General features: G+C 70.2%; 21 protein-coding genes. 12 read left to right on the top strand and 9 right to left on the bottom strand.

The window, feature by feature from the left end; translation table 11 throughout:
• The first annotated feature begins 1 nt into the window (after position 1).
• Together GQ674_RS19485 and GQ674_RS19490 are read left to right on the top strand one after the other, a co-directional pair.
• Complete coding sequence (locus GQ674_RS19485; protein WP_159498537.1) at positions 2 to 2,050, top strand: FUSC family protein; 2,049 nt, start codon at positions 2 to 4, stop codon at positions 2,048 to 2,050.
• A gap of 84 nt (positions 2,051 to 2,134) precedes the next feature.
• Positions 2,135 to 2,530: a hypothetical protein gene (locus GQ674_RS19490; protein WP_137191504.1), complete on the top strand. Its 396-nt coding sequence runs from the start codon at positions 2,135 to 2,137 to the stop codon at positions 2,528 to 2,530.
• A gap of 13 nt (positions 2,531 to 2,543) precedes the next feature.
• On the opposite strand, the gene recD is transcribed toward GQ674_RS19490, so the two are convergent.
• The 3 genes from recD to recC are packed head-to-tail and all read right to left on the bottom strand — an operon-like array spanning position 2,544 to position 11,451.
• A complete protein-coding gene (gene recD / locus GQ674_RS19495) occupies positions 2,544 to 4,457 on the bottom strand; it encodes an exodeoxyribonuclease V subunit alpha (RefSeq protein ID WP_159498539.1) in 1,914 nt (637 codons plus the stop codon).
• The gene (gene recB / locus GQ674_RS19500; protein ID WP_159498541.1) at positions 4,454 to 8,107 is read right to left on the bottom strand and encodes an exodeoxyribonuclease V subunit beta; all 3,654 of its coding nucleotides are present in this window, start codon (positions 8,105 to 8,107) and stop codon (positions 4,454 to 4,456) included. Before recB ends, recD begins: the two co-directional genes overlap by 4 nt.
• On the bottom strand, positions 8,104 to 11,451 hold the full coding sequence (recC, locus tag GQ674_RS19505; protein ID WP_159498543.1) for an exodeoxyribonuclease V subunit gamma: 3,348 nt from the start codon (positions 11,449 to 11,451) through the stop codon (positions 8,104 to 8,106). Before recC ends, recB begins: the two co-directional genes overlap by 4 nt.
• Before the next feature lie 213 nt (positions 11,452 to 11,664).
• Here recC and GQ674_RS19510 point away from each other — a divergent pair, with 213 nt between their 5' ends.
• The 6 genes from GQ674_RS19510 (at position 11,665) to GQ674_RS19535 (ending at position 15,760) form a co-directional block, all read left to right on the top strand.
• The gene (locus GQ674_RS19510) at positions 11,665 to 12,453 is read left to right on the top strand and encodes an ATP-binding cassette domain-containing protein (RefSeq protein ID WP_159498545.1); all 789 of its coding nucleotides are present in this window, start codon (positions 11,665 to 11,667) and stop codon (positions 12,451 to 12,453) included.
• The gene (locus GQ674_RS19515) at positions 12,453 to 13,202 is read left to right on the top strand and encodes an MlaE family lipid ABC transporter permease subunit (protein ID WP_128095231.1); all 750 of its coding nucleotides are present in this window, start codon (positions 12,453 to 12,455) and stop codon (positions 13,200 to 13,202) included. The genes GQ674_RS19510 and GQ674_RS19515 overlap by 1 nt, the downstream gene beginning before the upstream one ends.
• A gap of 64 nt (positions 13,203 to 13,266) precedes the next feature.
• A complete protein-coding gene (gene mlaD / locus GQ674_RS19520) occupies positions 13,267 to 13,794 on the top strand; it encodes an outer membrane lipid asymmetry maintenance protein MlaD (protein WP_128095230.1) in 528 nt (175 codons plus the stop codon).
• Complete coding sequence (locus GQ674_RS19525) at positions 13,791 to 14,453, top strand: ABC transporter substrate-binding protein (protein ID WP_159498547.1); 663 nt, start codon at positions 13,791 to 13,793, stop codon at positions 14,451 to 14,453. Before mlaD ends, GQ674_RS19525 begins: the two co-directional genes overlap by 4 nt.
• On the top strand, positions 14,443 to 14,754 hold the full coding sequence (locus GQ674_RS19530; RefSeq protein WP_159498549.1) for an STAS domain-containing protein: 312 nt from the start codon (positions 14,443 to 14,445) through the stop codon (positions 14,752 to 14,754). Before GQ674_RS19525 ends, GQ674_RS19530 begins: the two co-directional genes overlap by 11 nt.
• A gap of 1 nt (position 14,755) precedes the next feature.
• The gene (locus GQ674_RS19535) at positions 14,756 to 15,760 is read left to right on the top strand and encodes a VacJ family lipoprotein (protein WP_159498551.1); all 1,005 of its coding nucleotides are present in this window, start codon (positions 14,756 to 14,758) and stop codon (positions 15,758 to 15,760) included.
• A gap of 98 nt (positions 15,761 to 15,858) precedes the next feature.
• On the opposite strand, the gene GQ674_RS19540 is transcribed toward GQ674_RS19535, so the two are convergent.
• From GQ674_RS19540 to rmuC, 3 genes are all read right to left on the bottom strand, one after another.
• On the bottom strand, positions 15,859 to 16,419 hold the full coding sequence (locus GQ674_RS19540; RefSeq protein WP_128095226.1) for a glutathione peroxidase: 561 nt from the start codon (positions 16,417 to 16,419) through the stop codon (positions 15,859 to 15,861).
• A 57-nt stretch (positions 16,420 to 16,476) separates the two neighbouring features.
• Positions 16,477 to 16,854 (bottom strand): hypothetical protein, encoded by a 378-nt coding sequence (locus tag GQ674_RS19545; RefSeq protein ID WP_159498553.1) that lies wholly within the window; start codon positions 16,852 to 16,854, stop codon positions 16,477 to 16,479.
• A 74-nt stretch (positions 16,855 to 16,928) separates the two neighbouring features.
• Positions 16,929 to 18,512 (bottom strand): DNA recombination protein RmuC, encoded by a 1,584-nt coding sequence (gene rmuC / locus GQ674_RS19550; protein ID WP_159498555.1) that lies wholly within the window; start codon positions 18,510 to 18,512, stop codon positions 16,929 to 16,931.
• A 50-nt stretch (positions 18,513 to 18,562) separates the two neighbouring features.
• Here rmuC and GQ674_RS19555 point away from each other — a divergent pair, with 50 nt between their 5' ends.
• Positions 18,563 to 19,189: a glutathione S-transferase N-terminal domain-containing protein gene (locus tag GQ674_RS19555; RefSeq protein ID WP_159498557.1), complete on the top strand. Its 627-nt coding sequence runs from the start codon at positions 18,563 to 18,565 to the stop codon at positions 19,187 to 19,189.
• A gap of 6 nt (positions 19,190 to 19,195) precedes the next feature.
• Here the strand turns inward: GQ674_RS19555 and nfsB are convergent, their stop codons facing one another.
• On the bottom strand, positions 19,196 to 19,849 hold the full coding sequence (gene nfsB, locus GQ674_RS19560; protein ID WP_137191541.1) for an oxygen-insensitive NAD(P)H nitroreductase: 654 nt from the start codon (positions 19,847 to 19,849) through the stop codon (positions 19,196 to 19,198).
• A 34-nt stretch (positions 19,850 to 19,883) separates the two neighbouring features.
• A complete protein-coding gene (locus tag GQ674_RS19565; RefSeq protein ID WP_159498559.1) occupies positions 19,884 to 20,891 on the bottom strand; it encodes a zinc-binding alcohol dehydrogenase family protein in 1,008 nt (335 codons plus the stop codon).
• Positions 20,892 to 20,982: 91 nt separating this feature from the next.
• On the opposite strand from GQ674_RS19565, the gene GQ674_RS19570 reads away from it, so the two are divergent.
• From GQ674_RS19570 to GQ674_RS19580, 3 genes are all read left to right on the top strand, one after another.
• Positions 20,983 to 21,906, top strand: a complete 924-nt coding sequence (locus tag GQ674_RS19570; protein WP_159498561.1) for a LysR family transcriptional regulator — start codon at positions 20,983 to 20,985, stop codon at positions 21,904 to 21,906.
• A gap of 60 nt (positions 21,907 to 21,966) precedes the next feature.
• Positions 21,967 to 22,593, top strand: coding sequence for a leucine efflux protein LeuE (gene leuE, locus GQ674_RS19575; RefSeq protein WP_128095234.1), 627 nt, complete (start codon positions 21,967 to 21,969; stop codon positions 22,591 to 22,593).
• A gap of 190 nt (positions 22,594 to 22,783) precedes the next feature.
• Positions 22,784 to 23,152 carry a hypothetical protein gene (locus GQ674_RS19580; protein ID WP_236546132.1) on the top strand — a complete coding sequence of 123 codons (369 nt, stop codon included), beginning with the start codon at positions 22,784 to 22,786 and terminating at the stop codon, positions 23,150 to 23,152.
• Between the two features lie 11 nt (positions 23,153 to 23,163).
• Here GQ674_RS19580 and GQ674_RS19585 read toward each other — a convergent pair whose 3' ends face one another.
• Positions 23,164 to 24,066 (bottom strand): LysR family transcriptional regulator, encoded by a 903-nt coding sequence (locus GQ674_RS19585; RefSeq protein WP_159498563.1) that lies wholly within the window; start codon positions 24,064 to 24,066, stop codon positions 23,164 to 23,166.
• Positions 24,067 to 24,126: the final 60 nt, after the last annotated feature.

The following is a 24,126-nucleotide window of genomic DNA, read 5'->3' on the forward strand; positions in this document are numbered from 1 at the left end:
CATGTTGCTGCTGGACCGCCAGGCGTGGCTGTTTTCGGTCAAGACCTTCCTGGCCGCGCTGGCCGCGCTGTACATCGGCCTGGCCGGCAACCTGTCGCGCCCGTACTGGGCGATGGCCACCGTGTACATCGTGACCCAGCCGATGCTCGGCCCCACCCGCGCCAAGGGTGTGTACCGCATCCTGGGCACGATCATCGCCGGGGCGGCGACGCTGTGGATGCTGCCCCACCTGGTGGAAACCCCGTTCCTGCTCAGCGCGGCGATGTCGCTGTGGCTGTCGGCCTGCCTGTTCATCGCCCTGCTCAACCGCGGCCCGCGCGGCTATGCGTTCCTGCTGGCCGGGTACACCACCGCGTTCATCGGCTTCCCCGCGGTGACCGCGCCGGACACCATCTTCGATACGGTGGTGGCACGCAGCGAGGAGATCATCCTGGGCACGGTGGTGGCGGTGCTGTTCGCCTCGCTGTTCTTCCCGACCTCGGTGCAGCCGATGCTGCGCGCGCGGATCGGCAACTGGATGGGCGATGCGGCGCAGTGGTGCCGGCAGATCCTGCTGCGTGGCCAGGCGCACGTCCCGCGCAACCGGCTGGCGGCCGACCTGGTGCAGTTCGAGGCACTGATCGAATTCCTGCGCCGCGACGACCCGCGCCATGCCGGGGCGGCGGTGTCGATGCAGCGGCTGCGCGAACGCATGCTGCTGATGCTGCCTGTGCTGTCCTCCATTGCCGACCGGCTCGGCGCGCTGCGCGCCGGCGGGCGCGCGCTGCCGCCCGGGCTGGAGCCGCTGGTGGCCGACATCGCCACATGGCTGGACACGCCCGGCCGTTCCACGGCCAGTGAATATGCCGCGCTGCGCGCGCGCATCCTGGCGCTGAAGCCGGCCGTGGATGGCGAGCTGGACCACCTGCTGCTGGTCACCCTGCTGCTGCGCTTGGAAGAGCTGGTGGACCTGTGGCAGGACTGCACCACCCTGCAGGCGGCGATCGAGGACGGCGATGCCCCGCGCGATACCGCCCACTACCGGATCCGCACCACGCGCAGCGCCGATGCCCGCCACGTGGATTACGGCATGGCGCTGTTCTCGGCCGCCAGCGCCGGGGTGGCCCTGATGACCTACTGCGCACTGTGGATCACGCTCGGTTGGGAAGGCGGTGGCAACGGCGCGATGATGGCCGCGGTGGCGGCCGCGTTCTTCGCCGCGCAGGACGATCCGGCGCCGAGCATGCTGTCCTTCCTGCTGTGGGCCATCGTGGCCAGCCTGGTGGCCGGCGTGTACCTGTTCGGCGTGTTCCCCGCCGTGCACGATTTTGGCAGCCTGGCGCTGGTGCTGGCGGTGGTGTTCCTGCCGGTGGGGCTGCTGCTGCACACGCCGAAGAACGCGTTGATCGGGCTGCCGCTGATGGTCAACCTGGTGGCACTGCTCAACGTGCAGAACACCTACAACGCCAACATCCAGAGCTTCATCAATTCCTCGGTGGCGATGTTCATCGGGATTGGCTTTGCGGTGGTGATGACCCGGCTGTTCCGCTCGGTGGGCGCCGAATGGACTGCGCGCCGGCTGGTCCGCCAGGGCTGGACCACGCTGGCCGACGCCGCGCAGGGCCGTGGCCAGCAGGACCGCCAGCAGTTCGCCGCGCGCATGCTGGACCTGCTGGGCCTACTGGCGCCGCGGCTGGCGGCCACCCCCGAAGGCAGCGACATCGCCTCGGTGGACATGCTTACCGAAGCGCGGATCGGGCTGAACATCCTGCAGCTGCGTCGCGCCCGGCACGGGCTGCCGCCGACCAGCGTGGAGGCAATCGAGGCGATCCTGGATGAAGTGGCCGCGCACTACCGCGCGCAGGTTGCCCAGCGCCGGCCGCTGCCGGCCCCCGCCGGGTTGCAGGCCAAGCTGGAGGCCTCGCTGCGGCGGGTGCAGACCGTAGACGCCGGCAAGGCCCGCGATGAAGCGCTGATGGGCGTGATGGGGCTGCGTTTTGCGCTGTTCCCGGACGCACCGGTGGTGGACAGCCCTGCTGCTCTCTCGCCCAGCCTGCCCGCGCCGCGCTGAACCGGCCGGGTGCGGGCCCGCCAGCCCGCGCCGATCAACGCTATCCTGACCCCTGCATTTCTGCATGGAACAAGGTGATCCTGGATGAGTTACGACCTGATGGTGTTCGACCCGGCCGTGGCCCCGCGCGATGCGGCGGCCTTCCTGGAGTGGTACGACGCGCAGACCGAGTGGAGCGAGGAACACGACTACAACGATCCGGCCGTGTCGGTGCCGGCGCTGCAGGCGTGGTTCGCCGAGATGGTGGAGCACTTCCCGCCGATGAACGGCCCGCTGGCCGATGACGAAGATGACCGTCCCGAAGTGACCGACTACAGCGTCGGCAAGCACGTGGTCTACGCCGCATTCGCCCATTCGGTGGCCGAGACCGCCCATGGCCTGGTGCAGGTGCTGGCCAACAAGCACCAGCTCGGCTTCTTCGATGTCAGCGGCGACGGCGCCATCGTGTTCCCCGATGGCACCGTGGTAGTTCCCGAGTAGGCCCGGCGCGGCGCTAGAACAGCTGGCCCTGGGCCGGCGTCGGCGCCTGCACCGCAGGTTCGGCTGCGGCTGCATCACGCGATGCAGCCGCGTTGCCGGTCAGCCGCACCGCCAGCCCGGACACGCGGCTGGCATGCCGCTTCAAGGCGGCCTCCAGCACCGGCGCGCTGCCCAGCACGTGCAGTGACTGGCGTGCGCGGGTCATGCCGGTATAGAGCAGCTCGCGCGACAACACCCGGTTGTCGCGCCACGGCAGCTGCAACCAGACCTCATCGAATTCAGAGCCCTGCGCCTTGTGCACGGTCATCGCGAACGCGCTTTCGTGCGCGGGCAGCGCGCCCGGATGGAAGCCGCGCGGTTGATCGGGCGTGTCACCGGGGAACCAGGCGGTGATTGCACCGTGGCGGTCGGCCAGGCAGATGCCGATGTCGCCGTTGAACAGACGATGGCGGTAGCTGTTCTCTGTCACCAGCAGCAGGCGCCCGTGGAAGTAACCCGGCGCCATGCCCGCGCGCGGCACGCCGGCCAGCAACGCTTCGATGCGCGCATTGAGCCCGCGCGCACCTTGCGGTCCTTCGCGCACGGCGGTGAGCAGGCGGATGCGACCGGCGTTGGCCAACGCCTGGCCCGGGTCGACGGCATCGCCGAGCCCGCGCCAGTGCGACAGCAGGTGGTCGCGGTGCTGCTGCAGCGGATCGACCTGGTCTTCGTGGAAGTGCACGCCGGCCAGGTGACCGCCCCGCAGCAGGGCCAGCGCAGTAGCAGGGTCGCCCTCGCGCACGGCATGCGCCAGCGGTGCCAGATCCAGTGCATCGGTCTGCCGGTAGCCACGCTGCAGCTGCACGCGGCGACCGGCGAAGTGCGTGGCCGGCGCCAGCGGCTGCAACGCGGCCGGGGCCAGCAGCGTATGCAGCGCTGCGTGATCGTCGGCCTGGGTACCCAGGCCGTCACCGCTGGCGCGCAGGATCGCACTGAGCACATCGCCCGCTTCCACCGACGGCAACTGGTCCGGGTCGCCCAGCAAGACCAGCCGGGTACCGGAGGCGATCGCTTCCACCAGCTTGGTCATCAACGGCAGGTCGATCATCGAGGCTTCGTCCACCACCACCACGTCGAACGGCAACGGGTTGTCGCCGTGGTGGCGGAAGCGCGGCGAATCAGGGATCACCCCGAGCAGCCGGTGCAGGGTGGTGCCGGTGCTGGGCATGGCGTCGCACAGCGCCGGCGCGATGCCGAGCAGGCGCAGCCGCTGCACCGCCAGGCGCAGGCTTTCGGCCATGCGTTCGGCGGCGCGACCGGTGGGCGCGGCCAGGGCGACCCGCGGCACCGGCTGGTCGGCCTGTACGGCCTGGGCCGCCAGCAGCACCAGCAGCCGCGCGATGGTGGTGGTCTTGCCGGTGCCCGGCCCGCCGGTGACCAGCACCAGTGGATGCCGCAAGGCCACGCCTGCCGCGCGGGCCTGGTGGTCGATGCCCTCGCGCGCCTGTGGGAACAGCTGCGCGAACAGCGATGCCAGCACGGCAGGATCAACCTGCCCGGGCGCATGGGTGGCGATGCGCTGCAGGCCGTCGGCCAGGCGGCGCTCGTACTCGCGGTAGCGGCGCAGGTAGAGCAGGCCGTTTTCCAGCACCAGCGGGACCTCGGTTGCCGGGACGCTGTCGGCGTCGGGCACGTCCACCCACGGCGACTCGCGCAGCTGGTCCAGCCAGGTGTCCGCATCGGGCCAGGCGGTGTCCGCCTCGACCAACCGCTGCGGCTGGCGGGGGTCCAGCCCGGCATGCCCCTGCGACACCGCCAGCGAGGCCAGCGCGGCGGCGGCCAGCACCGTATCGGGCGTGTCCGGGCGCAACCGGCGCAGGCTCTGCGCCAGGGCGTGGTCGAGGGTGCGCAGCGCGCCGCCGTTCTTCAGTGCCGCGAGCAGGCTCATGCTTCACCCCGCGCGCGGGCCGCCATGCGCGCCTGGGCGTGCTCGCCGCCGGCGAACAGGGCGTCCAGTGCATCCACCAGGACCGGGTCGAAGCGGTGCGCATACACGCCGGGGCTGTCGGTGCGGGCGGCATCCAGGCCACGGCAGAACAGGTAGCGGATGCCACCCATGTCGCGTGCGTACTCGTATCGTGCGCCGAGGCGGAAGCGCAGCCAGCGGTGCAGTGCCACCGTGTAGATCAACGCCTGCAGGTCGTATTCGCTGTGCTGCATGGCGCTCTGCAGCCGCACCGGGTCGTAGCCGGGCAGCCGGTTGGATTTGTAGTCGAGCACGTACCAGCGATCGCCGCGCACGTAGGTGAGATCGATCTTGCCGGTCATCAGGCCCTCCAGCTTGCGCCGCGTGCCGAAGCCGCGCCGTTCGCGGACCAGCCCATGCGCGTGCAGCAGGTCGAGCAGCAGCGGCACGGCGGTGGGTTGCATGGCGAAGTGGAACTCGATTTCCGCCCGCCGGTCGGTGGCCGGCAGGTCGTGCAGCGCGCCCCCTTCGGGCAGCGCCACGGTCAGGGTCTGGCCGACCAGGGCGGTCAGCACCGCTACGCCATCATCGAGGTCTTCGTCGGCATAGCCTTCCTCGCCCAGCGAGGTGCGCAGCACGTCCGCCTCGTCATCCGGTGCCGGTTGCCCGGCCTGCCAGTGCGCCCAGCGCGCGAAGTCAGTGTTCTCCAGCGCGTCGTGCAGCACGTTGCCAAAGCGGCTGCCCATGAAGCGGGGGTCGACCTCGTCGTCGCGAAGCGGCACGGCCTGCGCGGTGTCCAGGGTGAGATCCTCGCCGCTGGGTTCGTCGGCGGCGGGCGCCGGAACCTCGGTGGCGGCGGCATCGGTGTCGTGGCCGGCGTCGGCATGCGCCAGCTGGGTGAAGCTGTACACCCACCAGTCGTGCGGGATGCGCCGGGTCAGCGCGCGCACCGGCGGCAGGTCGCCGTCGCGCTCGGTGGCCAGCTGCGCCGGACGTGGTTCCAACGGGGCCTGGATCACGGCGATGTCCGGATGCGCGCGCAGCGCATCCAGGTCGGACAGCATCGGCGCCAGCCGGGTTTTCGCGGTGCCGGCCAGGTCGCCCGCGGCGATCCACAGCGCGTGCTCGGCGCGGGTCAGGCCCACGTACAACAGGCGCGCGTCTTCGGCTTCCTGCTCCTGCGCGCTGCGCGCGCTGGCCGCGCTCCAGGCCTCGTCCTTGTCCAGTTTCCAGTGCAGCTCGCGACGGCCGTTGGCATGCACGGTGCACTGGGTGTCGGTGTTGGGTGCACTGCCGCCGATGCCCACGAACGGCAGGAACACCAGCGGATACTCCAGGCCCTTGCTCTTGTGCAGGGTGATGATCTGCACGCGGCGGGCGTCCGACTCCAGCCGCAGCAGCTGCGCCTCGTCGTTCTGGTCGGCGTGGGCCATCTGCACCTGCAGCCAGTCCAGCAGGCCATGCATGCCCAGCGTCTGCGCCGCGGCGTGCTGCAGCAGTTCCCCCAGCTGCAGGTAGTTGGTGAGGCGGCGTTCGCCGTCGATCAGACCCAGCAGGCGCTCGGCGTGCTCGGCGCACAGGTCGGCGATCACCGCGAACGGACCACCGCGCTGCCAGCGTTCGCGCCACAGCAGCAGGCGGACCTGGAAACTGCGCTGTGCGTCGCCCTCGCGCTCCAGCGCGTCGATGGCAGCAGCATCTTCGCCCAGCAGCACGGTGGACAACGCGGCGCGCAGGCGGCCTTCGTCGGCCGGTTGCAGCAGGGCCAGCAACAGCACGCGCAGGTCCTGCGCCTCGGGCGTGGCATACAGGCTCTGCTTGCCGGCGGCGACGGCCGGAATGCCTACCGCGCTCAACGCCTGTTGGATGCGCGTGGCTTCCTTGTGCGAGCGCACCAGCACGGCGATGTCACCGGGCTGCAGCGGTTGCCCGCGCAGCAGCGCGCGGCCTTGGCGGGCCTCGCTGAGCAACTGGTGGATGGCCGCCACGCAGGCATCGCTGGCCTGTTGCCGCGAAGCATCGGCCTTGAGCGCGCCGCCCTCGGGATTGTCCAGCAGGCGCAGGGTCAGGCCGGGCGCGGGTACGCCATCGCGCAGGAAATCGGTGTCCAGGCGGGTGCTGCCCGGGTGCACCGGCTCGAAGCGGATATCCGTCTCCAGGAAAGCCGTGTCGCCGGCGTTGGCATACAACGCCTGGATGGCGTGCAGCACGGCCGGCCGCGAGCGGAAGTTGCGGTCCAGCGGCGGCGCGGGATCGGCCTGGTGCTTGGCATTGAGGTAGGTGTGGATGTCGCCGCCGCGGAAACCGTAGATCGCCTGCTTGGGGTCGCCGATCAGGAACAGCGCCGGGGTCAGGCCCGCCGCGCGGGTTTCCTCCGAATCGCCGAACACGCGCTGGAAGATGCTCCATTGGCGGTCATCGGTGTCCTGGAACTCGTCCACCAGCGCGATCGCGTACTGCGCGCGCAGCTGTTGCACCAGCACGGCGCGATGCGGCCCCTCCAGCGCGTCGGCGACGCCGTCGATCAGGTCGTCATAGGTCTGCACGCGGCCGATCCGCTTGAGCTCGGCCAGGCGTGCGCGGGCCTGGTCGCGCAGCGCATGCAGGAACGCGATGGCCTGGCCACGCTGCCACTGCGCCAACGCATCGGTGGCGGCCAGGTACAGCGCCAGTGCGTGCTGCAGCGGTGAATGCGGCGTCCTGCCGGCGTGCGCCTTGTTGGTGCGCGCGCTGAGCTCTTCGGGGGTCAGCCTGCGCAGCCGCTCCGGATCGGCGTCCAGCGGCGCGTCCGGAGCGTCCGCCCCGGCCCAGCGGTGCAGCTGCACGCTCAGCGGCTCCAGCCAGGCCAGCTTGTAGCTGTTGCCATTGAGCACCTTGGCCTCGACCGCGGCACAGACCTCACCCATGAAGGCATCGCCGTGCTGGCGATAGGCGTCGGCGAACTGGCGTGCGGCCAGTGCATGCGCCGGGCGCGGATCGTCATGCAACCCGGCGGGCACCGGCGGCAGCAACGGCAACGGCTTGATCAGCGTTGCCAGGTCGCCAGCCAGCGCCTCCGGGCTGGACCACAACCGGGTCAGTGCGTCGACAGTGGCCGCATCGTTGGCGTGGACCCGCCACAGGTCGGCGGCCAGTTCGTCGTGCAGGGCGCGTTCGCTGGGCAACAGCGTCGGCGGGTCGAAGGTATGGCCGCTTTCCAGCGCGTGCTCGCGCAGCACCCGCGTGCAGAAGCCATGGATGGTGAAGATGGAGGCCAGGTCGATTTCATCGGCGGCGGTCTGCAGCCGGCGTGCCAGCGTGGCCGGGGTTTCCTCGCCCAGCGCCAGCTGGCGCTGCAGGATCCACCGGGTCAGCACCACCTCGGGGCTGTCCTCGTCGCTGGGCGCGCGTTCCACCAGCTGCGCGGCCAGGGCCAGGCGTTCGCGGATGCGCTTGCGCAGTTCCTGGGTGGCCGCATCGGTGAAGGTCACCGCCAGGATCTGGCCGATGCGCCAGCCTTTTTCCACCACCAGCCGGGTAAACAGGGTGGCCAGGGTGAAGGTCTTGCCGGTGCCGGCACTGGCCTCGATCAGGCGTACGCCGTCCAGCGGCAGCGCCAGGTAGGGGTCATCCAGCAGGTCGGGGGCGGTCATCGCGCAGCACCTTGTTCGTCGAAGCCGGCAAATATCCGGCCTTCGCGCACCGCGGTGAACACCACAAAGCTGTTGTGGAGCAGCTGCCCGTAGCTGTCGGGGCTGGCGAAGAGATCGTGGCCGCGCAGCGCCAGCTGGTAGCCGGCACCGCTGGATTCGGCCCAGCTGCGGTCACTGCCATACCAGCGCGCGCGGCCCTCGGCCTCGCGCTTGGCCGGCAGCGCGGTATACAGCGCCCAGGCGGTGGACGGCGCATACAACAGGGGCGCGCGCAGCCCCTCGTTGCGCAGCTGCAGCAGCCGCCGCAGCACCTGCTGCGCCCGTTCGGGCGGCAGCGGGGGCAGGACATGCGGGCCCAGGCCGTCTTCGCCGCTGTCGTGGAACTGCACCAGGGGCAGCCCGTCGCCGGCGGCGTTGGCCAGCAGCCAGTCCAGGCCGTGGCGGATCGCCGCGCGGCCGTTGAGCGGCCCCGGGCGCAGCCGCACGATCCCCTGCGCATGCACGTCGTTGATGCGCCCGTGCAGGCGCACGCCATCGATGTCCACCTCATGGCGGCGGCTGTCGGCCACGCTGCCGGCCTGCCACTGCGCCAATGCCTGCGCGTAGGGGCGGGTCTGTCCCTGCAGGGCCTCGAACTGGCGCTCACCCAACGCACCGGACGGCAGCAGCGCACGCGCGCGCAGCCGCGGATACAGCGGCGCCTCGTCCTGGCCCAGGGTGGCGTCGATCACCGCCTGCTGCAGCCGCAGGGTGTCGGTGCCGCGCGCGGCCATCACCAGCGGCTCCACGTCGTCGGCGTCGGCCAGGTCTTCGGGCAGGCGCAGCCCCAGCCGTTGCGACAGGAACTGGCTGGCCGGATCGGTCAGGAAGCGGCGCAGCGCATCCAGGCTGAGTTCGCTCTCGCCTGGCAGCGTGTCGGCCGGCGGCAATGGCTGGTCGAACCAGGCCGCCAGCGGGCGCCGCCGCCCGCCCAGCGATCCGGCGGCCGGATGCCACTGCTGGCGATAGCTGAAGCGCCGCGGCTCATCGCCGCCGCCGAACGCGGCCGGGGCGAACGGCTGCAGCGAATGGCGCACGGTGAGCTGGCGGGCAGCGGTGGCCGGCACCTGGTGGTACTCGGCCGCCGCATCGATCAATTCGCTGACCAGCACCGAGGGCTCGCGCACGCTGCCGTCGCGTGGGTCGGCGCCCAGGTAGCTCAGGTAGAACACGTCCTGCGCCGAAGCGAACAGCTGCAGGAACAGGAAGCGGTCGTCCTCGCGCAGCGACCGGTCGCCGTACCGGCGCTTGTCGGTGCCCAGTTCGGCCGTGAGCTGGTTGAGCCCGGCGGCCGGATCGCGACGCGGGAAATCGCCGTCGTTGAGGCCCAGCACGCAGATCACCCGGAACGGCAGCAGGCGCATCGGCACCATGCGGCCGAAGCTGATGCCGCCGGTGAGCAGCGGCGCACGGGTGTCGGCTTCGGCCAGGACGCCGGCGAAATGCGCGCGCACCACCTCCGGGGCCACCTCGCCCTGGTACTGGGCCTGGTGGGCGTCGCGGGCGAACTCGTTGATCAGCTTGCGCAGGCGCTCCAGTGCACGCTGGCTGCTGGCGGCCTGCTGGGGGACCGGCAACAGCGCGTCCAGCAATGCCAGCAGGCGCTGGCGCCAGTGCGACGGCGGCATCGCCTCGCCCAGCGCGCGCTGGTAGCGGGCCAGCACCCGCAGCAGGCCCAGCAGGCGATCCAGCGCGTCGAGCGCGCTGCCTTCCAGTTCCGGCCAGGGCGCCACCCCGGCGATATCGCCGTCACTGCCACTGGCATGACCCAGCAGCAGCCGGTCCAGCGCGAACTGCCAGGTAAAGGCATCGTCGCGCGGCGCCTGGTGCTGGTGGCGGTGCTGGGCATGCAGGCCCCAGCGCGCGCCGGCCGCCTGCAGCCAGTCGTGCAGGCGATCAAAGGCGGCCGCATCCAGCCCGGCGGCCTCGGCCAGCGGCGCGCTGGCCAGCAGGTCCAGCACTTCGTTCAACCCGAAGCGCGACACCGGCAGGCCCAGCAGATGCACGAACACGTCGGCCAGCGGTTCGCCGGCCAGCGGGCTGGTGTCGGCCAGCGCGTAGGGAATATGGTCCTCGCCGCCGCTGCGGCCGCCGAACACCGCTTCCAGGTACGGGACGTAGGGATCGATGTCCGGCGCCAGCACCGCGATGTCGCGGGCCTGCAGCGGCGGATCGAAGCGCGGGTCCTGCAGCAGCGCCCGCAGCTGGTCGTGCAGCACCTGCAGTTCGCGCAGGCGGGTGTGGCAGGCGTGCACCTGCAGGCTCGGGTCATCGTGGCGCAGCGCCTCCCGGCGCGCGCCGGCCGGCTGGCCGCGGCGATGGAACAGGTCGCGCTGCAGCCGGTGCAGCAGGCTGTCGGACAATCCGCCGGCGTCCATGTCCGGGCGCGCGTCCTCTTCGGGATCGTCGTAGGCGGCAATCTCGCCGGACGGGTGCACCACTTCATAACTGCCCAGCACCGCCATGAAGTCGCGGCCTGCCGCGCCCCAGGCCTGCAGCAGGCGGTTCTCGCCGGCCGCTTCGCCAAACGGGTCCGGCGCGCCGCTGCGCAGCTTCTCGCCCAGCGTCTGCAGGTCGCCCCAGTAGGCCTGGGTGGGCGTGGGCAGGTAGAAGTGCATCGTGCCGACCCGGGCCTGGGTGGCCATCACCCGCAGCACGTCGGGGGAGATGTTGAGCGTGGCGAAGGCGAACACCCGCGCCGGCAGGCCCTGCGGCAGCGGACGCCCCGGGCCTTCGAAGCGCGACAGGTAGGCATCGATGCGGCGCGCGCGGTACTGGTGGCCGCTGGCGATGTGCCGCCACAGGATCGCCTGCGGGTCCTGCGCGTCGGCCCCGGCCTCCCAGCGCAACAGCCAGTCGCGACGCCAGGCCTGGTACTTCTCGTACACCGCCGCCAGCTCGCCCGCCAACGCCCACGGCTTGAGTGGATCGGCCGCCGACAGGTAGGCCTGCAGCGCCTGCATCGGCGCCTGCGCCAGCACGGCCGGGTCGGTCAGCGCGGCGTACAGCTTCCAGCGCAGCGCCGCCGCGGTGAGGTCGTCATGCTCGCCGGGCACGTTGGCGTTGAGCGCCCGGGCCACGAATTCACCGGGGGTGAGGAATTCCAGGTTGGCGGCAATGCCATACTCGACCGCCAGGGTGGACTGCAGCCAGCGCCGCATCGCTACCTGCGGGATCAGCACCACCTCGGGCACCAGGACGGACTGGCCCGGCACCGGCTCGCGCACCGCCGTGGCCAGCAGCGCAGCCAGCACGTCGAGTGAATTGGAGTGGTACAGGCGGAAGTCGGATGCAGCATCAGTCATCGCGCCAGTGTGCCGCAGCGGCCGCGCGATCACGAGGGTGGCCGACGTGGGAACCGGCCGAGAAACCGACCATGCCGCGTCCCGGCACGGTGTGTTGCGAGCGGCGTCGCAGGCCGGGCGGCGGGGTCGTGCCACAATACTGCACGGTCCAGTTCGGTTATGTTCAGCCGTTCACCACGATCTTACAACGTTGGAATTTTGTTAATGGCGTCCATGACGGCTTCCGAAGAATCGCTGGTGCAGTTGTCCAACGTGCGTATCGATCGCGGCGGTCGCAGCATCCTGCGCGACGTTTCGCTGCAGGTGCCGCGTGGCAGCATCACCGCCGTGCTGGGCCCGTCGGGCAGCGGCAAGTCCACCCTGCTGGCGGCGCTGACCGGCGAGCTGCGCCCGGTGGCCGGCATGGTCACCCTGTTCGGCCAGCCGATCCCCGAGCGCAGCAGCGCGCTGCGCGAGATGCGCCGCAGCGTGGGCGTGCTCCTGCAGGGCAATGGCCTGCTCACCGACCTGACCGTGGCCGAGAACGTCGCCCTGCCGCTGCGCACCCACACCCGCCTGCCGGCGCCGGTGCTGCGCCGCCTGGTGGACATGAAGCTGCACGCGGTGGGCCTGCTGGCCGCCGCCGATGCCTGGCCGCGCGAGCTGTCCGGCGGCATGGCCCGGCGCGTGGCGCTGGCCCGCGCGCTGGCCCTGGACCCGCCGCTGATGATCTACGACGAGCCGCTGACCGGGCTGGACCCGATCGCCTCGGGCGTGATCATGAGCCTGATCCAGCGCCTCAACCACAGCCTGGGCCTGACCAGCATCATCGTCAGCCACCATGTGCACGAGACCCTGCCGATCTGCGACCAGGTGATCGCCATCGCCAACGGCGGCGTGGTGTTCCAGGGCAGCCCGGCCGACCTGGACGCCAGCCAGGACCCGCTGCTGCGCCAGTTCCTGCACGGCCAGCCGGATGGCCCGATTCCGTTCGATGCCGCGCCGCGCGCGAGGGTTGCCTGATGCCGTTTGTTGACGCCACCCGCTCGCTGGGCCGCGCCGGCCTGTTCTCGCTGACGGTGCTGCGCGGTTCACTGCCCACCGCCGATTTCCTGGCCGAGCTCACCCGCGAGATCTACAAGGTGGGTGCCCGCTCGCTGCCGATCATCGCCGTGGGCGGTGCCTTCGTCGGCCTGGTGCTGACCCTGCAGGGCTACCGCACGCTGACCACCTTCGGCGCCGCCGATGCCCTGTCCACGCTGCTGGGGCTGTCGCTGTACCGCGAACTGGCCCCGGTGCTGACCGCGCTGCTGTTCATCGGCCGGGCCGGCAGCTCGATCGCCGCCGAACTGGGCCTGATGCGCGCCACCGACCAGATCAAGGCGCTGGAACTGATGGCCATCGACCCGATCGCCAAGGTGGTGGCGCCGCGCTTCTGGGCGGCGGTGCTCACCGTGCCCCTGCTCACCGGCATCTTCTGCTCGCTGGCGATCAGCGCCAGCTACTTCGAAGCGGTCCACGTGCTGGGCCTGGACAACGGGGTGTTCTGGTCGGCGCTGAGCAACAGCGTGGACTTCTGGGACGACTTCGGCGTGGCAATGCTGAAGTCGGCGATCTTCGGCGGTACCGCCGCGCTGGTGGCCTCCTACGTGGGCTTCCACGCCGAACCCACCATCGAAGGCACCTCGGTGGCGACTACCCGCGCGGTGGTCAACGCCTCGCTGCTGGTACTGATGTTCAACTTCGTGCTGTCGGCAATGATGTTCCGCTGAACACCGATCCATGAAACCCGCCCGGGCACGCCTGGGCACCTGACAAACGAACAGTGAGACAACCATGGCCATCCGCGGTCCCAGACTTGAATTTTCCGTCGGCGCATTCCTGCTGCTGGCGCTGGCCTCGCTGCTGGTGCTGGCCGTCGCCTCCACCAACCAGCGCTGGGGTTTCGGCAGCGACGGCTACGAACTGAAGGCGCGCTTCACCCAGATCGGGCAGCTGCGCAAGCAGGCCCCGGTCAAGATCGGCGGCGTGACCGTCGGCCAGGTCGGCGCGATCGAGCTGGACCCGCTCAAGTTCGACTCCATCGTCACCCTGAAGCTGGACCCGAAATTCAAGGATCTGCCGGCCGACACCTCGGCAGGCATATTCACCAGCGGTTTGCTCGGCGAGAGCTATATCGGACTGCAGCCGGGCGGTGACCCGGACGTGCTCAAGTCCGGCGACGAGATCGTCTTCACCCAGCCGGCGGTCGACCTGCTGCAGCTGGTTGGCAAGTACATGTTCAGCGGCCCGGCCAACGCCGGCGGTGCTGAGTCCCAGGATGCCCAGGGCGCAGAAGCGCCTGCAACGGAACCGCAAAAATGAACCTCAAACTGATCCCCGCCCTGCTCACCTCGGTCCTGCTCGCCGGCACTCCGTCGCTCAGCTTCGCCCAGGCCGCCCCGGCCCCGGCCGTTGCCGCGCAGAACGATGCCGGCCAGGCCGTGCTGGACGCCAGCACGCGCATCCTGAGCACGCTGCAGCAGCGCCGCAGCGAGTTCCGCGCGAACCCGACGGTGCTGCGCACCTTCATCAACAGCGAGCTCAACAAGACCTTCGACCGTGACTACGCCGCCCGCCTGGTGCTGGGCGTGCACGGCCGCGGCGCCTCCGATGCCGACGTCAAGCTGTTCGCCGATGCCATGGCCGACAACCTGATGCAGCGCTACGGTTCGGCCCTGCTGGAAATCCAGGGCAAGCCGACCTTCCGCCTGAAGGGCCAGTCCCCGCTGCCGGGCAACCGCGGCGTGCGCGTGTCCACCGAACTGATGCGCGCCGGCAACGAGCCGACTCCGGTCGACTACCTGATGCGCAACGTCAACGGCCAGTGGAAGATCTTCGACGTGATGATCGAAGGCATCTCCTACGTGCAGACCTTCAAGACCCAGTTCGATGCACCGCTGCGCCAGAAGTCGATCCAGCAGGTGGCCACCGAACTGCGCAACGGCACCATGCAGGCCGGTCAGGCGCCCCGTGGCAAGTAACCCGGCCAGCGTGCAGCGCAACGGCACGGCGCTGGTCTTCAGCGGCGTGCTCGACCGCACGGCGGTGACCGCCCTGTGGCCGTCGCTGTCGTCGCTGGAGGGCGTGCGCCAGCTCGACCTGACGGCGGTGACGCGGGTGGACAGTGCCGGCCTGGCGCTGCTGGCCGAACTGGCGGCGCGTGCGCGCGCGGCCGGCGGCACCGCGGAGATCATCGGCAGCCCCACCGGTTACAACGAACTCAGTGCCGCCTACCGGCTCGCACCGACCCTGGATTTCCATGCCCTTTCTGCGGCGAGCTGACATGAACGTCATACGCACCCTTCCCCTTCTCGTGTTGGCGCTGGCGCTGACCGCCTGTGCCGGCAAGCCCGCGCGCGACAGTGCACCGGCCAATGTTGCCGTGGACAGCAGCCCCGCTGCAGCCACGACCGACACCGCGGTTGGCGCAACCGACAGCGCCAGCACCGACGTCCCGGCCCCCGTTGCCGAGGTCGCGGCGCCCACCGATGCCGGCACGCCGCCGGCCAGCGGTGACGCTGCGCCGACCAATGCCGAAGACGACTTCGCCGCGTTGTACGGCGGCCCGGCGCCGACGGCGGACGGGGTGGAACCGGAGCGGGCCATCTACGACCCGTGGGAACCGTTCAACCGCCGCGTGCACAGCTTCAACAACGTGGTCGACCGCGCCATCGCCCGGCCGCTGGCCACCGCCTACACCCACGTGGTGCCGCGCTTCGCGCGGACCGGCGTCAGCAATTTCTTCAACAACCTGCGCGCCCCGGTGACCATCACCAACCAGCTGCTGCAGGGCCGTCCGGACGATGCCTGGGACAGCCTGGGCCGGTTCCTGATGAACTCCACGCTGGGCATAGGCGGTCTGTTCGACCCGGCCAGCAAGGCGCTGGTGCCCAGCCGCAAGGAAGATTTCGGCCAGACCCTGGGGGCCTGGGGCTGGCGCCGTTCGCGCTACGTGGAACTGCCGTTCTTCGGCCCGCGTACCGTGCGCGACGTGTTCGGACTGGCCGGCGACATGCCGCTCTCGCCGATCCGCACCATCGAGGAAGACAAGGTGCGCATCGGTCTGCAGGGCCTGCAGCTGGTGGACATGCGGTCGCAGTTGCTGGCCATCGACGACATGCGCAACAACGCCGTGGACGAATACACCCTGGTGCGCGATGCGTGGCTGCAGCGCCGCAACTACCAGATCGAGAACGACCTGCGCGGCAAGCATGCCCGCGGCAAGGACGCCGACGACACCGCCCCGATCCCGGTCGATGCGATGCCGATGCCCAACTGGGGCAACTGACCCAACAAAAAAAACCCCGCCTCGGCGGGGTTTTTTCATGGGTGCTGGCCCACCGCCTCAACCTGATAGTGCCGGGCATGGCCCAGCACCCTTTGGGCTCAGACGGCCAGTGCGGCGTCGATCGCGGCCACCAGGCGGGCATCGTCGGCCGGCACGTCCGGGGCGAAGCGGCCAATGACCTGGCCGTCGCGGCCGATCAGGAACTTCTCGAAGTTCCACAGCACGCCCGGCGCCGGGTTGACCACCAGCTCCGGGTACTTGGCCACGGCGCCCTGCAGCTTCTCGCGCATCGGGCCTTCGCCGGTGGCGGTCGGCTGTGCGTCGGTCAGCGCGCGGTACAGCGGGTGCACGTCATCGCCGGCCACGCTGATCTTGGCGAACAGCGGGAAGGCCACGTTGTATTCCAGCTGGCAGAACTGCTGGATCTCCGACTCGCTGCCCGGCTCCTGGGCCAGGAAGTTGTTGGCCGGGAAACCCAGCACTTCCAGGCCGGCATCGTGCTTGGCCGCGTACAGCTGCTGCAGGCCTTCGTACTGCGGGGTCAGGCCGCACTTGGAGGCCACGTTGACCACCAGCAGCACCTTGCCGCGGTAGTCGGCCAGCGACGACGGCTGGCCTTCGATGGTGGTGACGGGGATGTCGTAGACAGTCTGGCTCACTACAGGTTCCTTGGGTTGGGACAGGAACGCCACGGGCTCGCCCATGGCGGGAAAGATTCAATCAACGCAGATCGTGCCCACCGCCACGCCGCCGTCGATGCGCTGGCGGCAGCCGAAGTTCTGGCTGATGTCGGTCTGGCAGACGCCGCGCGCCTTGGCACCGGGGGCCACCTCGCCCTGGGCCAGGCACTGGCCTGTGCAGTCAGCCTTGGTGCTGCAGGCCTTGCCGGCATCGGCGTAAGGCACCACGCACTGCACGCGTTGCAGCCGGCCCAGCGGCGTGAGCTGGCCACCGGCCTGCCGGCACGCGGCCGCATCCAGGTGTGCCGACGTTGCGGTAGCGGCGCCGTCGGCGGGTCCGGAGGCATCCGGCGTGGAGGTGGTGGCGCAACCGGCGACAGCCAGCAGCAGGGACAACAACACGGTCAGGCGCATGCAGGTTTTCCTTGAACGATCGACAGGTGCACAGCATGCGCGATCACGTGCATGCGGTGCATGTACGCCAGGTGTCAGTCCTGCGCGCTGCTGCCCTCGTCCAGGCCGCCGTCCTCGTCGTCGCCGGTGGCGTCGTCCAGCAGGTCCTGGCTCTGCTCGGCGGTGAGCGATTCCACCCCGCGCAGGCGGCGTTCGATGGTGCGGGTCTTGCGACTGGCTTCGCCCAGGCTGCGGCCGACCGTGCTGATCTGCTTTTCGGCCTTTTCCAGGATGCCGGCGAACTTGCCGAACTCGCTCTTGACCGCGCCCAGCAGGCTCCACACCTCGCTGGAACGCTGCTCGATGGCCAGCGTGCGGAAGCCCATCTGCAAGCTGTTGAGCAGGGCGGTGACGGTGGTCGGGCCGGCCACCACCACGCGATGCTCGCGCTGCAGCAGGTCGACCAGGCCGGGGCGGCGGATCACTTCGGCGTAGAGGCCTTCGGTGGGCAGGAACATCACCGCGAAATCGGTGGTGTGCGGCGGCACGATGTACTTGTCGCAGATCGACTTGGCCTGGATGCGGATGGCGCGTTCAAGCTGCGCGCCCTGCACGCGCACGCCGTCGGCGTCGCCCTGTTCCTGCGCATCGAGCAGGCGCTCGTAATCCTCGCGCGGGAACTTGGAATCGATCGGCAGCCACACCGGGGTGTCCTCGTGGCCACGGCCGGGCAGGCGCACGGCGATGTCGACCATTTCCCCGCTGTCCGGGCGCACCTTCACTCCGCGCGCGTACTGCTCCTGGGTCAGGGTCTGCTCCAGGATGTTGTCCAGCTGCACTTCGCCCCAGCTGCCGCGGTTCTTGACGTTGGTCAGCACGCGCTTGAGGTCGCCTACGCCGGTGGCCAGCTGCTGCATTTCGCCCAGCCCGCGCTGGACCTGCTCCAGGCGGTCGGAGACCAGCTGGAACGAGGCGCCCAGGCGCGCTTCCAACGTGGTTTGCAGCTTCTCGTCAACGGTGACCCGCATCTGGTCGAGCTTTTCGGCGTTGTCGGTCTGCAGGCTCTTGAGCTGCTGCTCCAGCGTGGCGCGCATCTCGCCGATGCGCGCCTCGTTGCGCTGGGTCATCTCCTGCAGGCGCAGGCCCAGCGATTCGGCCAGGCGCTGCTGCGACTGCGCGGTTTCCTCGCGGCCCTTGCGGGCGTCTTCGCCCAAGGCCTGGCGCAGCGCGACCATGTGGCTGTCGGTGCGCGTGGTCAGGTCCACCAGCTGCTGGCCGAAGGCCTCGATGCGGGCCTGCTGCTGCTGGCCGAAAACGTCCAGCTGCGCGCGCATGTCGTGCAGGCGCTGGGCGAGCAGTTCGCCGGTGCGCTGCTGGGCCAGCGCGCTCTCTTCGCGCGCCTTGCGTGCATCTTCGCCCAGCGCATCGCGCAGCAGGTCCAGGCGCTGGTCGGTGCGGGTGGACAGGTCGGTCAGCGCGCGCGCGAACGATTCCAGCCGCGCGTCCTGCTGCCGGCCCAGGCCTTCCAGCTGCTCGCGCAGCTCGCCGCGGCCCACCCGCGCTTCATCGCGCAGGGCCTGCTCAAGGCCGTCGTGCTGGGAACGCCGCAGCAGGACCAGCAGCTGCAGGACGAGGACGACACAGACAAGGCCGCCAAGGATCAGGAATTCGGTTTGCATGCGAGCAAGTGTAGGCTGAGCCGGTCTCATTGGCTGCGTCGGGCGGGTACATGCTGGAGTTGTATGGGAAGTCGACCTCGATCAACGTACGCAAGGTGCTGTGGCTATGCGCCGAGCTGGAGCTCGATTACCGGCACATCGGCGCCGACGCCGCGGCGGCCGACGCGGACCTGGATGCCTGCGTGCGCCGGTTCAATCCCAACGCGCAGGTCCCGGTGCTGCGGGAGGGCGACTTCGTGCTGTGGGAATCCAACAGCATCTGCCGCTACCTGGCGGCACGGGAGAAACGGCATGACCTCCTGCCGCAGGCGCCGCAGCGTCGGGCGCAGGTGGAGCAATGGATGGACTGGCAGGCCACCGATCTCAATACCGCATGGCGCTACGCTTTCATGTCAGTTGTACGCCGGCATCCCGAGTACACCGATGCTGCGGCGGCGGCATCCAGCCTGGCGCACTGGAATCGCCTGATGGGCGTGCTGGACCGGCAGCTGGCGCAGACCGGCGCGCATGTCGTCGGCGACGCCTTCAGCCTGGCCGACATCGTGCTGGGGCTGTCGACCCAGCGCTGGCGCATGACCCCGGGCGAAAAGCCGCTATTGCCGGCGGTGCAGGCGTGGTTCGCGCGGCTGGGTCCACGTGCGGGTTTTGCCCTGCACGTGGACAACGGCGTGCCCTGACGCCGTTCAGAGCTGGGTGAACACCTGCTCACGCGGCAGCCGCGACTTGGGCAGGCCGGCATTGAAGTTGGCCGCGCTGCCGTAGCCCAGCGCCACCAGCACCACGCTGGTGAAGCCGCGCGCGCGCAGGCCCAGTTCGGCGTCCAGCACCTCGGCGTCGAAGCCTTCCATGGGGGTGGCGTCGATGCCGTGCACGCCCGCCGCCAGCAGCAGCGTGCCTACGGCCAGGTAGGTCTGCTTCTGCATCCAGTGCTGCACGTCGCCCAGGGTGTGGCGGTGCAGGTCCACGTAGTGGTGCAGCGCGCCGCGCTGGCCCTCGCGCGCCTCGGGGGTGGGATAGCGGCCGTCGGCGGTTTCCTGGTCGATCACCTGGGCCAGGTACGCGTCATCGATACCGGTGCGGGTGGCAAACACGATCACATGCGAGGCATCGGTGATCTTGGCGGTGTTGTAGGGCTGGTGGGGCTGCGTGGCGCGGGCGATGCGCGCCCGTGCCTCTGGGGTGCCGGCCACGAGGAAGTGCCACGGCTGCGAATTCACCGACGACGGGGCGTTGTGCAGCACCTCGAGCAGGTCCTCCAGCACGGCCGGCGGCAGGGTGCGGGTGGGGTCGTAGGCCTTGGTGGTGTGGCGGCGCAGGGCCACCGGTGCGAGGGTCATGGGAACAGCGTCCATTGCAGGGTCAACAGGGGGTTCAGAAGCCTTCGAGGACCAGCTTGCCGCGCGCGCGGTGGCTCTCGATCAGGGCGTGTGCCTGGCGTAGATTGGCGGCGTTGATGCGGCCGTAGTGCTCACCCAGGGTGGTGCGCAGCACGCCGGCATCGACCAGTGCGGCCACCCGTTCCAGCAGGTCGTGCTGGCGCTGCAGGTCCGGCGTGTTGAAGCTGGAGCGGGTGAACATCGACTCCCAGTGCAGCGACAGGCTCTTGCGCTTGAGCGCCATCACGTCGAGCTGGCCGGGGTCGTCGATCAGGGCCAGCTGGCCCTGCGGGGCGAGCGCGGCCACGATCTGGTCGTAGTGCTGGTCGGTGTGGGTCAGGCTGGCCACGTGGCTGACCGCGGCGATGCCCAGCCGTTGCAGGCCGTCGGTGAGCGGTTGCGCATGGTCGATCACATGGTGCGCGCCCAAGCCATACACCCAGTCCTGGGTATCGGGGCGCGAGGCGGTGCCGATCACCGTCAGCCGGGTCAGCTGGCGCGCCAACTGGACCAGGATCGAGCCCACGCCACCGGCCGCGCCCACCACCAGCAGGGTCTGGTCCTTGCCACCGCCTTCGGGGATGCGCAGGCGGTCGAACAGCAGTTCCCAGGCGGTGATCGCGGTCAGCGGCAGCGCCGCGGCGGCGGCGTCATCCAGGCTGGCAGGCTTGTGCCCGACGATGCGTTCGTCCACCAGCTGGTACTCGGCGTTGCTGCCCGGGCGGCCGATCGCGCCGGCATAGAAGACCGCGTCGCCCGGCTGGAACAGGGCCACCTCATCGCCCACCGCGTCGACGATGCCGACCGCATCCCAGCCCAGCACCCGCGGTTCGGTCACGGCCACGCCGTTGCGCACCTTGGTGTCGACCGGGTTGACCGAGATCGCACGAACCGCCACACGCAGGTCGCGCGGACCCGGCTGCGGGATCGGCAGGGTGATGTCCTGCAGCGCGCGCGGGTCGCTGATCGGCAGGCCATGTTCGGTATAGGCAACAGCTTTCATCGGGGGCAGATCCGTTCGGGAAGACGCACAGCCTGCGCTTCACGGCGCGGGCCGGAAAGGCGCAGAATCGGGCAGCACTTTCTCTGTGGGAATGAAAATGGTCCGCATCGACGATCTCGGCCTGTTCGTGCGTACCGCCGCGCTGGGCAGCTTTTCCAATGCCGCGCGCGAAGCCGACCTGCTGCCCGGGCAGGTGGCCGCGGCGGTGGCCCGGCTGGAGCGTGAGCTGGACCTGCGCCTGTTCGTGCGTTCCACCCGCAGCCTGCGCCTGACCGCCGAAGGCGCGCTGTACCTGCCCTACGCGCAGGAAGTGCTGGCCGCGCTGAGCGAGGGCCAGGCACGGGTGCGGGGCGAGGACGCCGAACTGCGCGGGGTGCTGCAGGTGGCCGCACCGTCGGACCTGGGCCGCAACGTGCTGCTGCCGTGGCTGAGCGAGTTCCGCAGCGCGCACCCCAGGCTGCAGCTGCGCCTGCACCTGTCCGACCAGGTGGCCGACGTGTTCCGCGATCCGGTCGACATCGCCTTCCGCCTGGGCCGGTTCGACAACGCCAGCTACGTGGCGCTGCCGCTGCTGCCGGGCAACCGCCGGGTGCTGGCGGCCTCACCGGACTACCTGGCCCGGCATGGCACGCCCGACAGCCTGGACGCGCTCAAGGACCACCACTGCCTGCTGTACCAGCTGGCCGGGCGCGCCTACGACCGCTGGAACTTCGAGACCGATGGCCGCCGGGTCGTCGTGCCCGTACGCGGCAACATGGTCTGCGACGATGCCGACGTGGTGCGGCGCTGGGCCGTGGCCGGCGAGGGCATCGTGTTCAAGTCGTGGCTGGATGTGTGCGCCGACGTGCGTGCCGGGCGCCTGCAGGTGCTGCTGGGCGGTGCCGGCGACAGCCTGCCGTTGAACCTGGTGTGCCCGCACCGCAAGCAGTTCTCCCCCGCGATCCGCCAGCTGCACGCGATGTTCGAGCAGCGCCTGCAACCACTGCTGAAGGATCTGCCGCGCGTGGCCGGCTGACGCTATCGGGATGCGGGGCGGTGCCGGACAATGGCGCTCCCCCGTAGTCGAGTCGCCGCCATGCCGTGGATGGGCATCCAGGACCTGTGGACCTTCGTTGCCGCCGTGCTGGTGTTCCTGGCCCTGCCCGGCCCGGGCACCTTCACCCTGCTCACCGCCACCGGCCGCGGGGGCGTGCGCGGCGGCTACACGGCGCTGTTCGGGCTGCTGCTGGGCGACCAGATCCTGATGTGGCTGGCGGTGGCCGGCGTGGCCGCGCTGCTCAAGGCCAACCCGCTGGTGTTCCACGCGGTGCAGTACCTGGGCGCGGCCTACCTGGTGTGGGTTGGCATCAGCCTGCTGCGCCGGCCGCGCGGTGGGGGCGAAGAAGGCGGCATCCGCCTGCAGCCCGGCCACTACTTCCGCCAGGCGGTGCTGATCAACCTGCTCAACCCGAAGGCGATCATCTTCTACATGGCCTTCCTGCCGTTGTTCATCGACCCGGCCCGCCACCAGGGCGTGGTCACGTTCGCGACCATGGCGGTGATCATCTTCGTCATGGGGTTGGCGTATTGCTCGGTGCTGATCGGGGTGGGCAACCTGTTGCGGCGTAGGATTCTTCAGCATCCTCGTGTAGGACTTTTCCTGAAGCGCGTCGCGGGTGTTTTCCTGATCGGCTTTGGCGTGCGGCTCGGCGTCAGCGGCTGACGCCCCGCCCTCCGTGCCGATGCGCCGATCGGGCAGGCGTGGGTGCCGCGCGGCGAATAGACAACGCCATCGGAACGCCTGCTTTCGATCAGCAACTTGAGATTCCCCGCGACGCCCGTGCGGTGTCCAATCGGCCCCATCGCCCAACGGTCGCCGTCCACCGCGACCGCGCGCCCCACGCGAGGAACCGATGCCGCCCGTGTATTTCGTCCACCACCTTGCCGGTCACCGCGAGCGCCTGCTCGGCATGGCCACCGACCGTGTCGACCTGGCCCACCCGGCTGTCAGCCGGATCGTCGCCGGGTTGCAGCCACTGGATCGCATCGACCTGCGCGCATGCCGGTTTGACTGCCAGGCCAGCCTGGACCTGGCGTTGCGTCGGCGCATCCGCGAGGCCGAGCAGGCCGCGCAGGGCTGGCGGGTGTTCGACGCGCACGGCGTGCTGCGCTGCAAGCGTTTCCCCTGCGACGACCGGGTGGTGTTTCCCCACGGGCTGCCGGGCGATGCGCTGTGGCTGCGCACGCTGGTGGACGACCGGCCCGACCTGCTCGCCGGGTGACGCGTGCCGCCTCAGCGCGCGTCCAACGCCTGCCGCAGGTGGTCGATGAACACCCGCAGCTTCGGCGCCATCTGCTCGCGCGCCGGGTAGTACAGGTGGAATCCCGCGAACGGCTGCTGCCAGTCCTGCAGCACGCAGCGCAGGCGCCCGGCGGCCACGTCGGCGGCCACCACGGCCTCAAAGGCCTGGCCCATGCCCAACCCGGCCCGCACCGCCGCGTGGATCAGGCCGGTGTCGTTGAACACCAGCGGCCCGCTCACCGCCACGTCGAAATCGCGGCCGTTACGGCTGAACTCCCAGGGCATCAGCCGGCCGGTGCTGAGCCGGTGCACGATGCAGGCGTGGTCGACCAGCGCGGCCGGCGTCTGCGGTTCGCCGTGGCGCGCGAAGTAGTCAGGCGTGGCCACCACCACCTGCCGCTCCAGCGGGCCGATCGGCACGGCGATCATGTCGCGCGCCAGCGATTCGCCCAGCCGGATGCCGGCGTCGAAGCCACCGGCGACCAGATCGGCCAACCCCGGCTCCACGAACAGCTCCACCTCCACCTGCGGATACCGCGCCAGGAAACTGGGCAGGTGCGGCAGCACCAGCAGTTCGGCGGCCACGCGCGGCACGTTGATGCGCAGTTTGCCGGCCGGTACCGCACGCACGCTGTCCAGGTCCACGAACGCGGCCTCGATCTGCGCCAGGCCTTGGCTCACACGCGCCAGGAAGCGCGCGCCGTGTTCGGTCAGGCCCACCCGGCGCGTGGTCCGGTGCAGCAGGCGCACGCCCAGGCTGGCCTCCAGCGCGCGCACGGTCTGCGACAGCGCCGACGGCGAGACGCCCAGGTCATCAGCGGCGCGGGTGAAGCTGGCGCGCTCGGATACCCGGGCGAAGGCAACCACGGCAGACAGCGGGGGCTGGGAGGACATTGTGAAGCCTGCCTTCAAGGTCGATGTGGCGAACACCAGTTTATCCACATGGTGCGGCGG

This window comes from Stenotrophomonas sp. 364, from assembly GCF_009832905.1.
GTDB lineage: Bacteria > Pseudomonadota > Gammaproteobacteria > Xanthomonadales > Xanthomonadaceae > Stenotrophomonas > Stenotrophomonas maltophilia_AP.

Excerpts from the sequence above, each read along its gene's own strand:
- recB (WP_159498541.1), bottom strand. The coding sequence starts at position 8,107 with ATGACCGCCCCCGACCTGCTGGATGACCCCTACCTGGCGCTGCCGCTG.
- GQ674_RS19510 (WP_159498545.1), top strand. The coding sequence starts at position 11,665 with ATGACGGCTTCCGAAGAATCGCTGGTGCAGTTGTCCAACGTGCGTATC.
- GQ674_RS19570 (WP_159498561.1), top strand. The coding sequence starts at position 20,983 with ATGAAAATGGTCCGCATCGACGATCTCGGCCTGTTCGTGCGTACCGCC.
- GQ674_RS19485 (WP_159498537.1), top strand. The coding sequence starts at position 2 with ATGTTGCTGCTGGACCGCCAGGCGTGGCTGTTTTCGGTCAAGACCTTC.
- recC (WP_159498543.1), bottom strand. The coding sequence starts at position 11,451 with ATGACTGATGCTGCATCCGACTTCCGCCTGTACCACTCCAATTCACTC.
- nfsB (WP_137191541.1), bottom strand. The coding sequence starts at position 19,849 with ATGACCCTCGCACCGGTGGCCCTGCGCCGCCACACCACCAAGGCCTAC.
- leuE (WP_128095234.1), top strand. The coding sequence starts at position 21,967 with ATGCCGTGGATGGGCATCCAGGACCTGTGGACCTTCGTTGCCGCCGTG.
- GQ674_RS19580 (WP_236546132.1), top strand. The coding sequence starts at position 22,784 with ATGCCGCCCGTGTATTTCGTCCACCACCTTGCCGGTCACCGCGAGCGC.
- GQ674_RS19525 (WP_159498547.1), top strand. The coding sequence starts at position 13,791 with ATGAACCTCAAACTGATCCCCGCCCTGCTCACCTCGGTCCTGCTCGCC.
- GQ674_RS19555 (WP_159498557.1), top strand. The coding sequence starts at position 18,563 with ATGCTGGAGTTGTATGGGAAGTCGACCTCGATCAACGTACGCAAGGTG.
- GQ674_RS19545 (WP_159498553.1), bottom strand. The coding sequence starts at position 16,854 with ATGCGCCTGACCGTGTTGTTGTCCCTGCTGCTGGCTGTCGCCGGTTGC.
- rmuC (WP_159498555.1), bottom strand. The coding sequence starts at position 18,512 with ATGCAAACCGAATTCCTGATCCTTGGCGGCCTTGTCTGTGTCGTCCTC.
- recD (WP_159498539.1), bottom strand. The coding sequence starts at position 4,457 with ATGAGCCTGCTCGCGGCACTGAAGAACGGCGGCGCGCTGCGCACCCTC.
- GQ674_RS19565 (WP_159498559.1), bottom strand. The coding sequence starts at position 20,891 with ATGAAAGCTGTTGCCTATACCGAACATGGCCTGCCGATCAGCGACCCG.
- GQ674_RS19490 (WP_137191504.1), top strand. The coding sequence starts at position 2,135 with ATGAGTTACGACCTGATGGTGTTCGACCCGGCCGTGGCCCCGCGCGAT.
- GQ674_RS19515 (WP_128095231.1), top strand. The coding sequence starts at position 12,453 with ATGCCGTTTGTTGACGCCACCCGCTCGCTGGGCCGCGCCGGCCTGTTC.
- GQ674_RS19535 (WP_159498551.1), top strand. The coding sequence starts at position 14,756 with ATGAACGTCATACGCACCCTTCCCCTTCTCGTGTTGGCGCTGGCGCTG.
- GQ674_RS19585 (WP_159498563.1), bottom strand. The coding sequence starts at position 24,066 with ATGTCCTCCCAGCCCCCGCTGTCTGCCGTGGTTGCCTTCGCCCGGGTA.
- mlaD (WP_128095230.1), top strand. The coding sequence starts at position 13,267 with ATGGCCATCCGCGGTCCCAGACTTGAATTTTCCGTCGGCGCATTCCTG.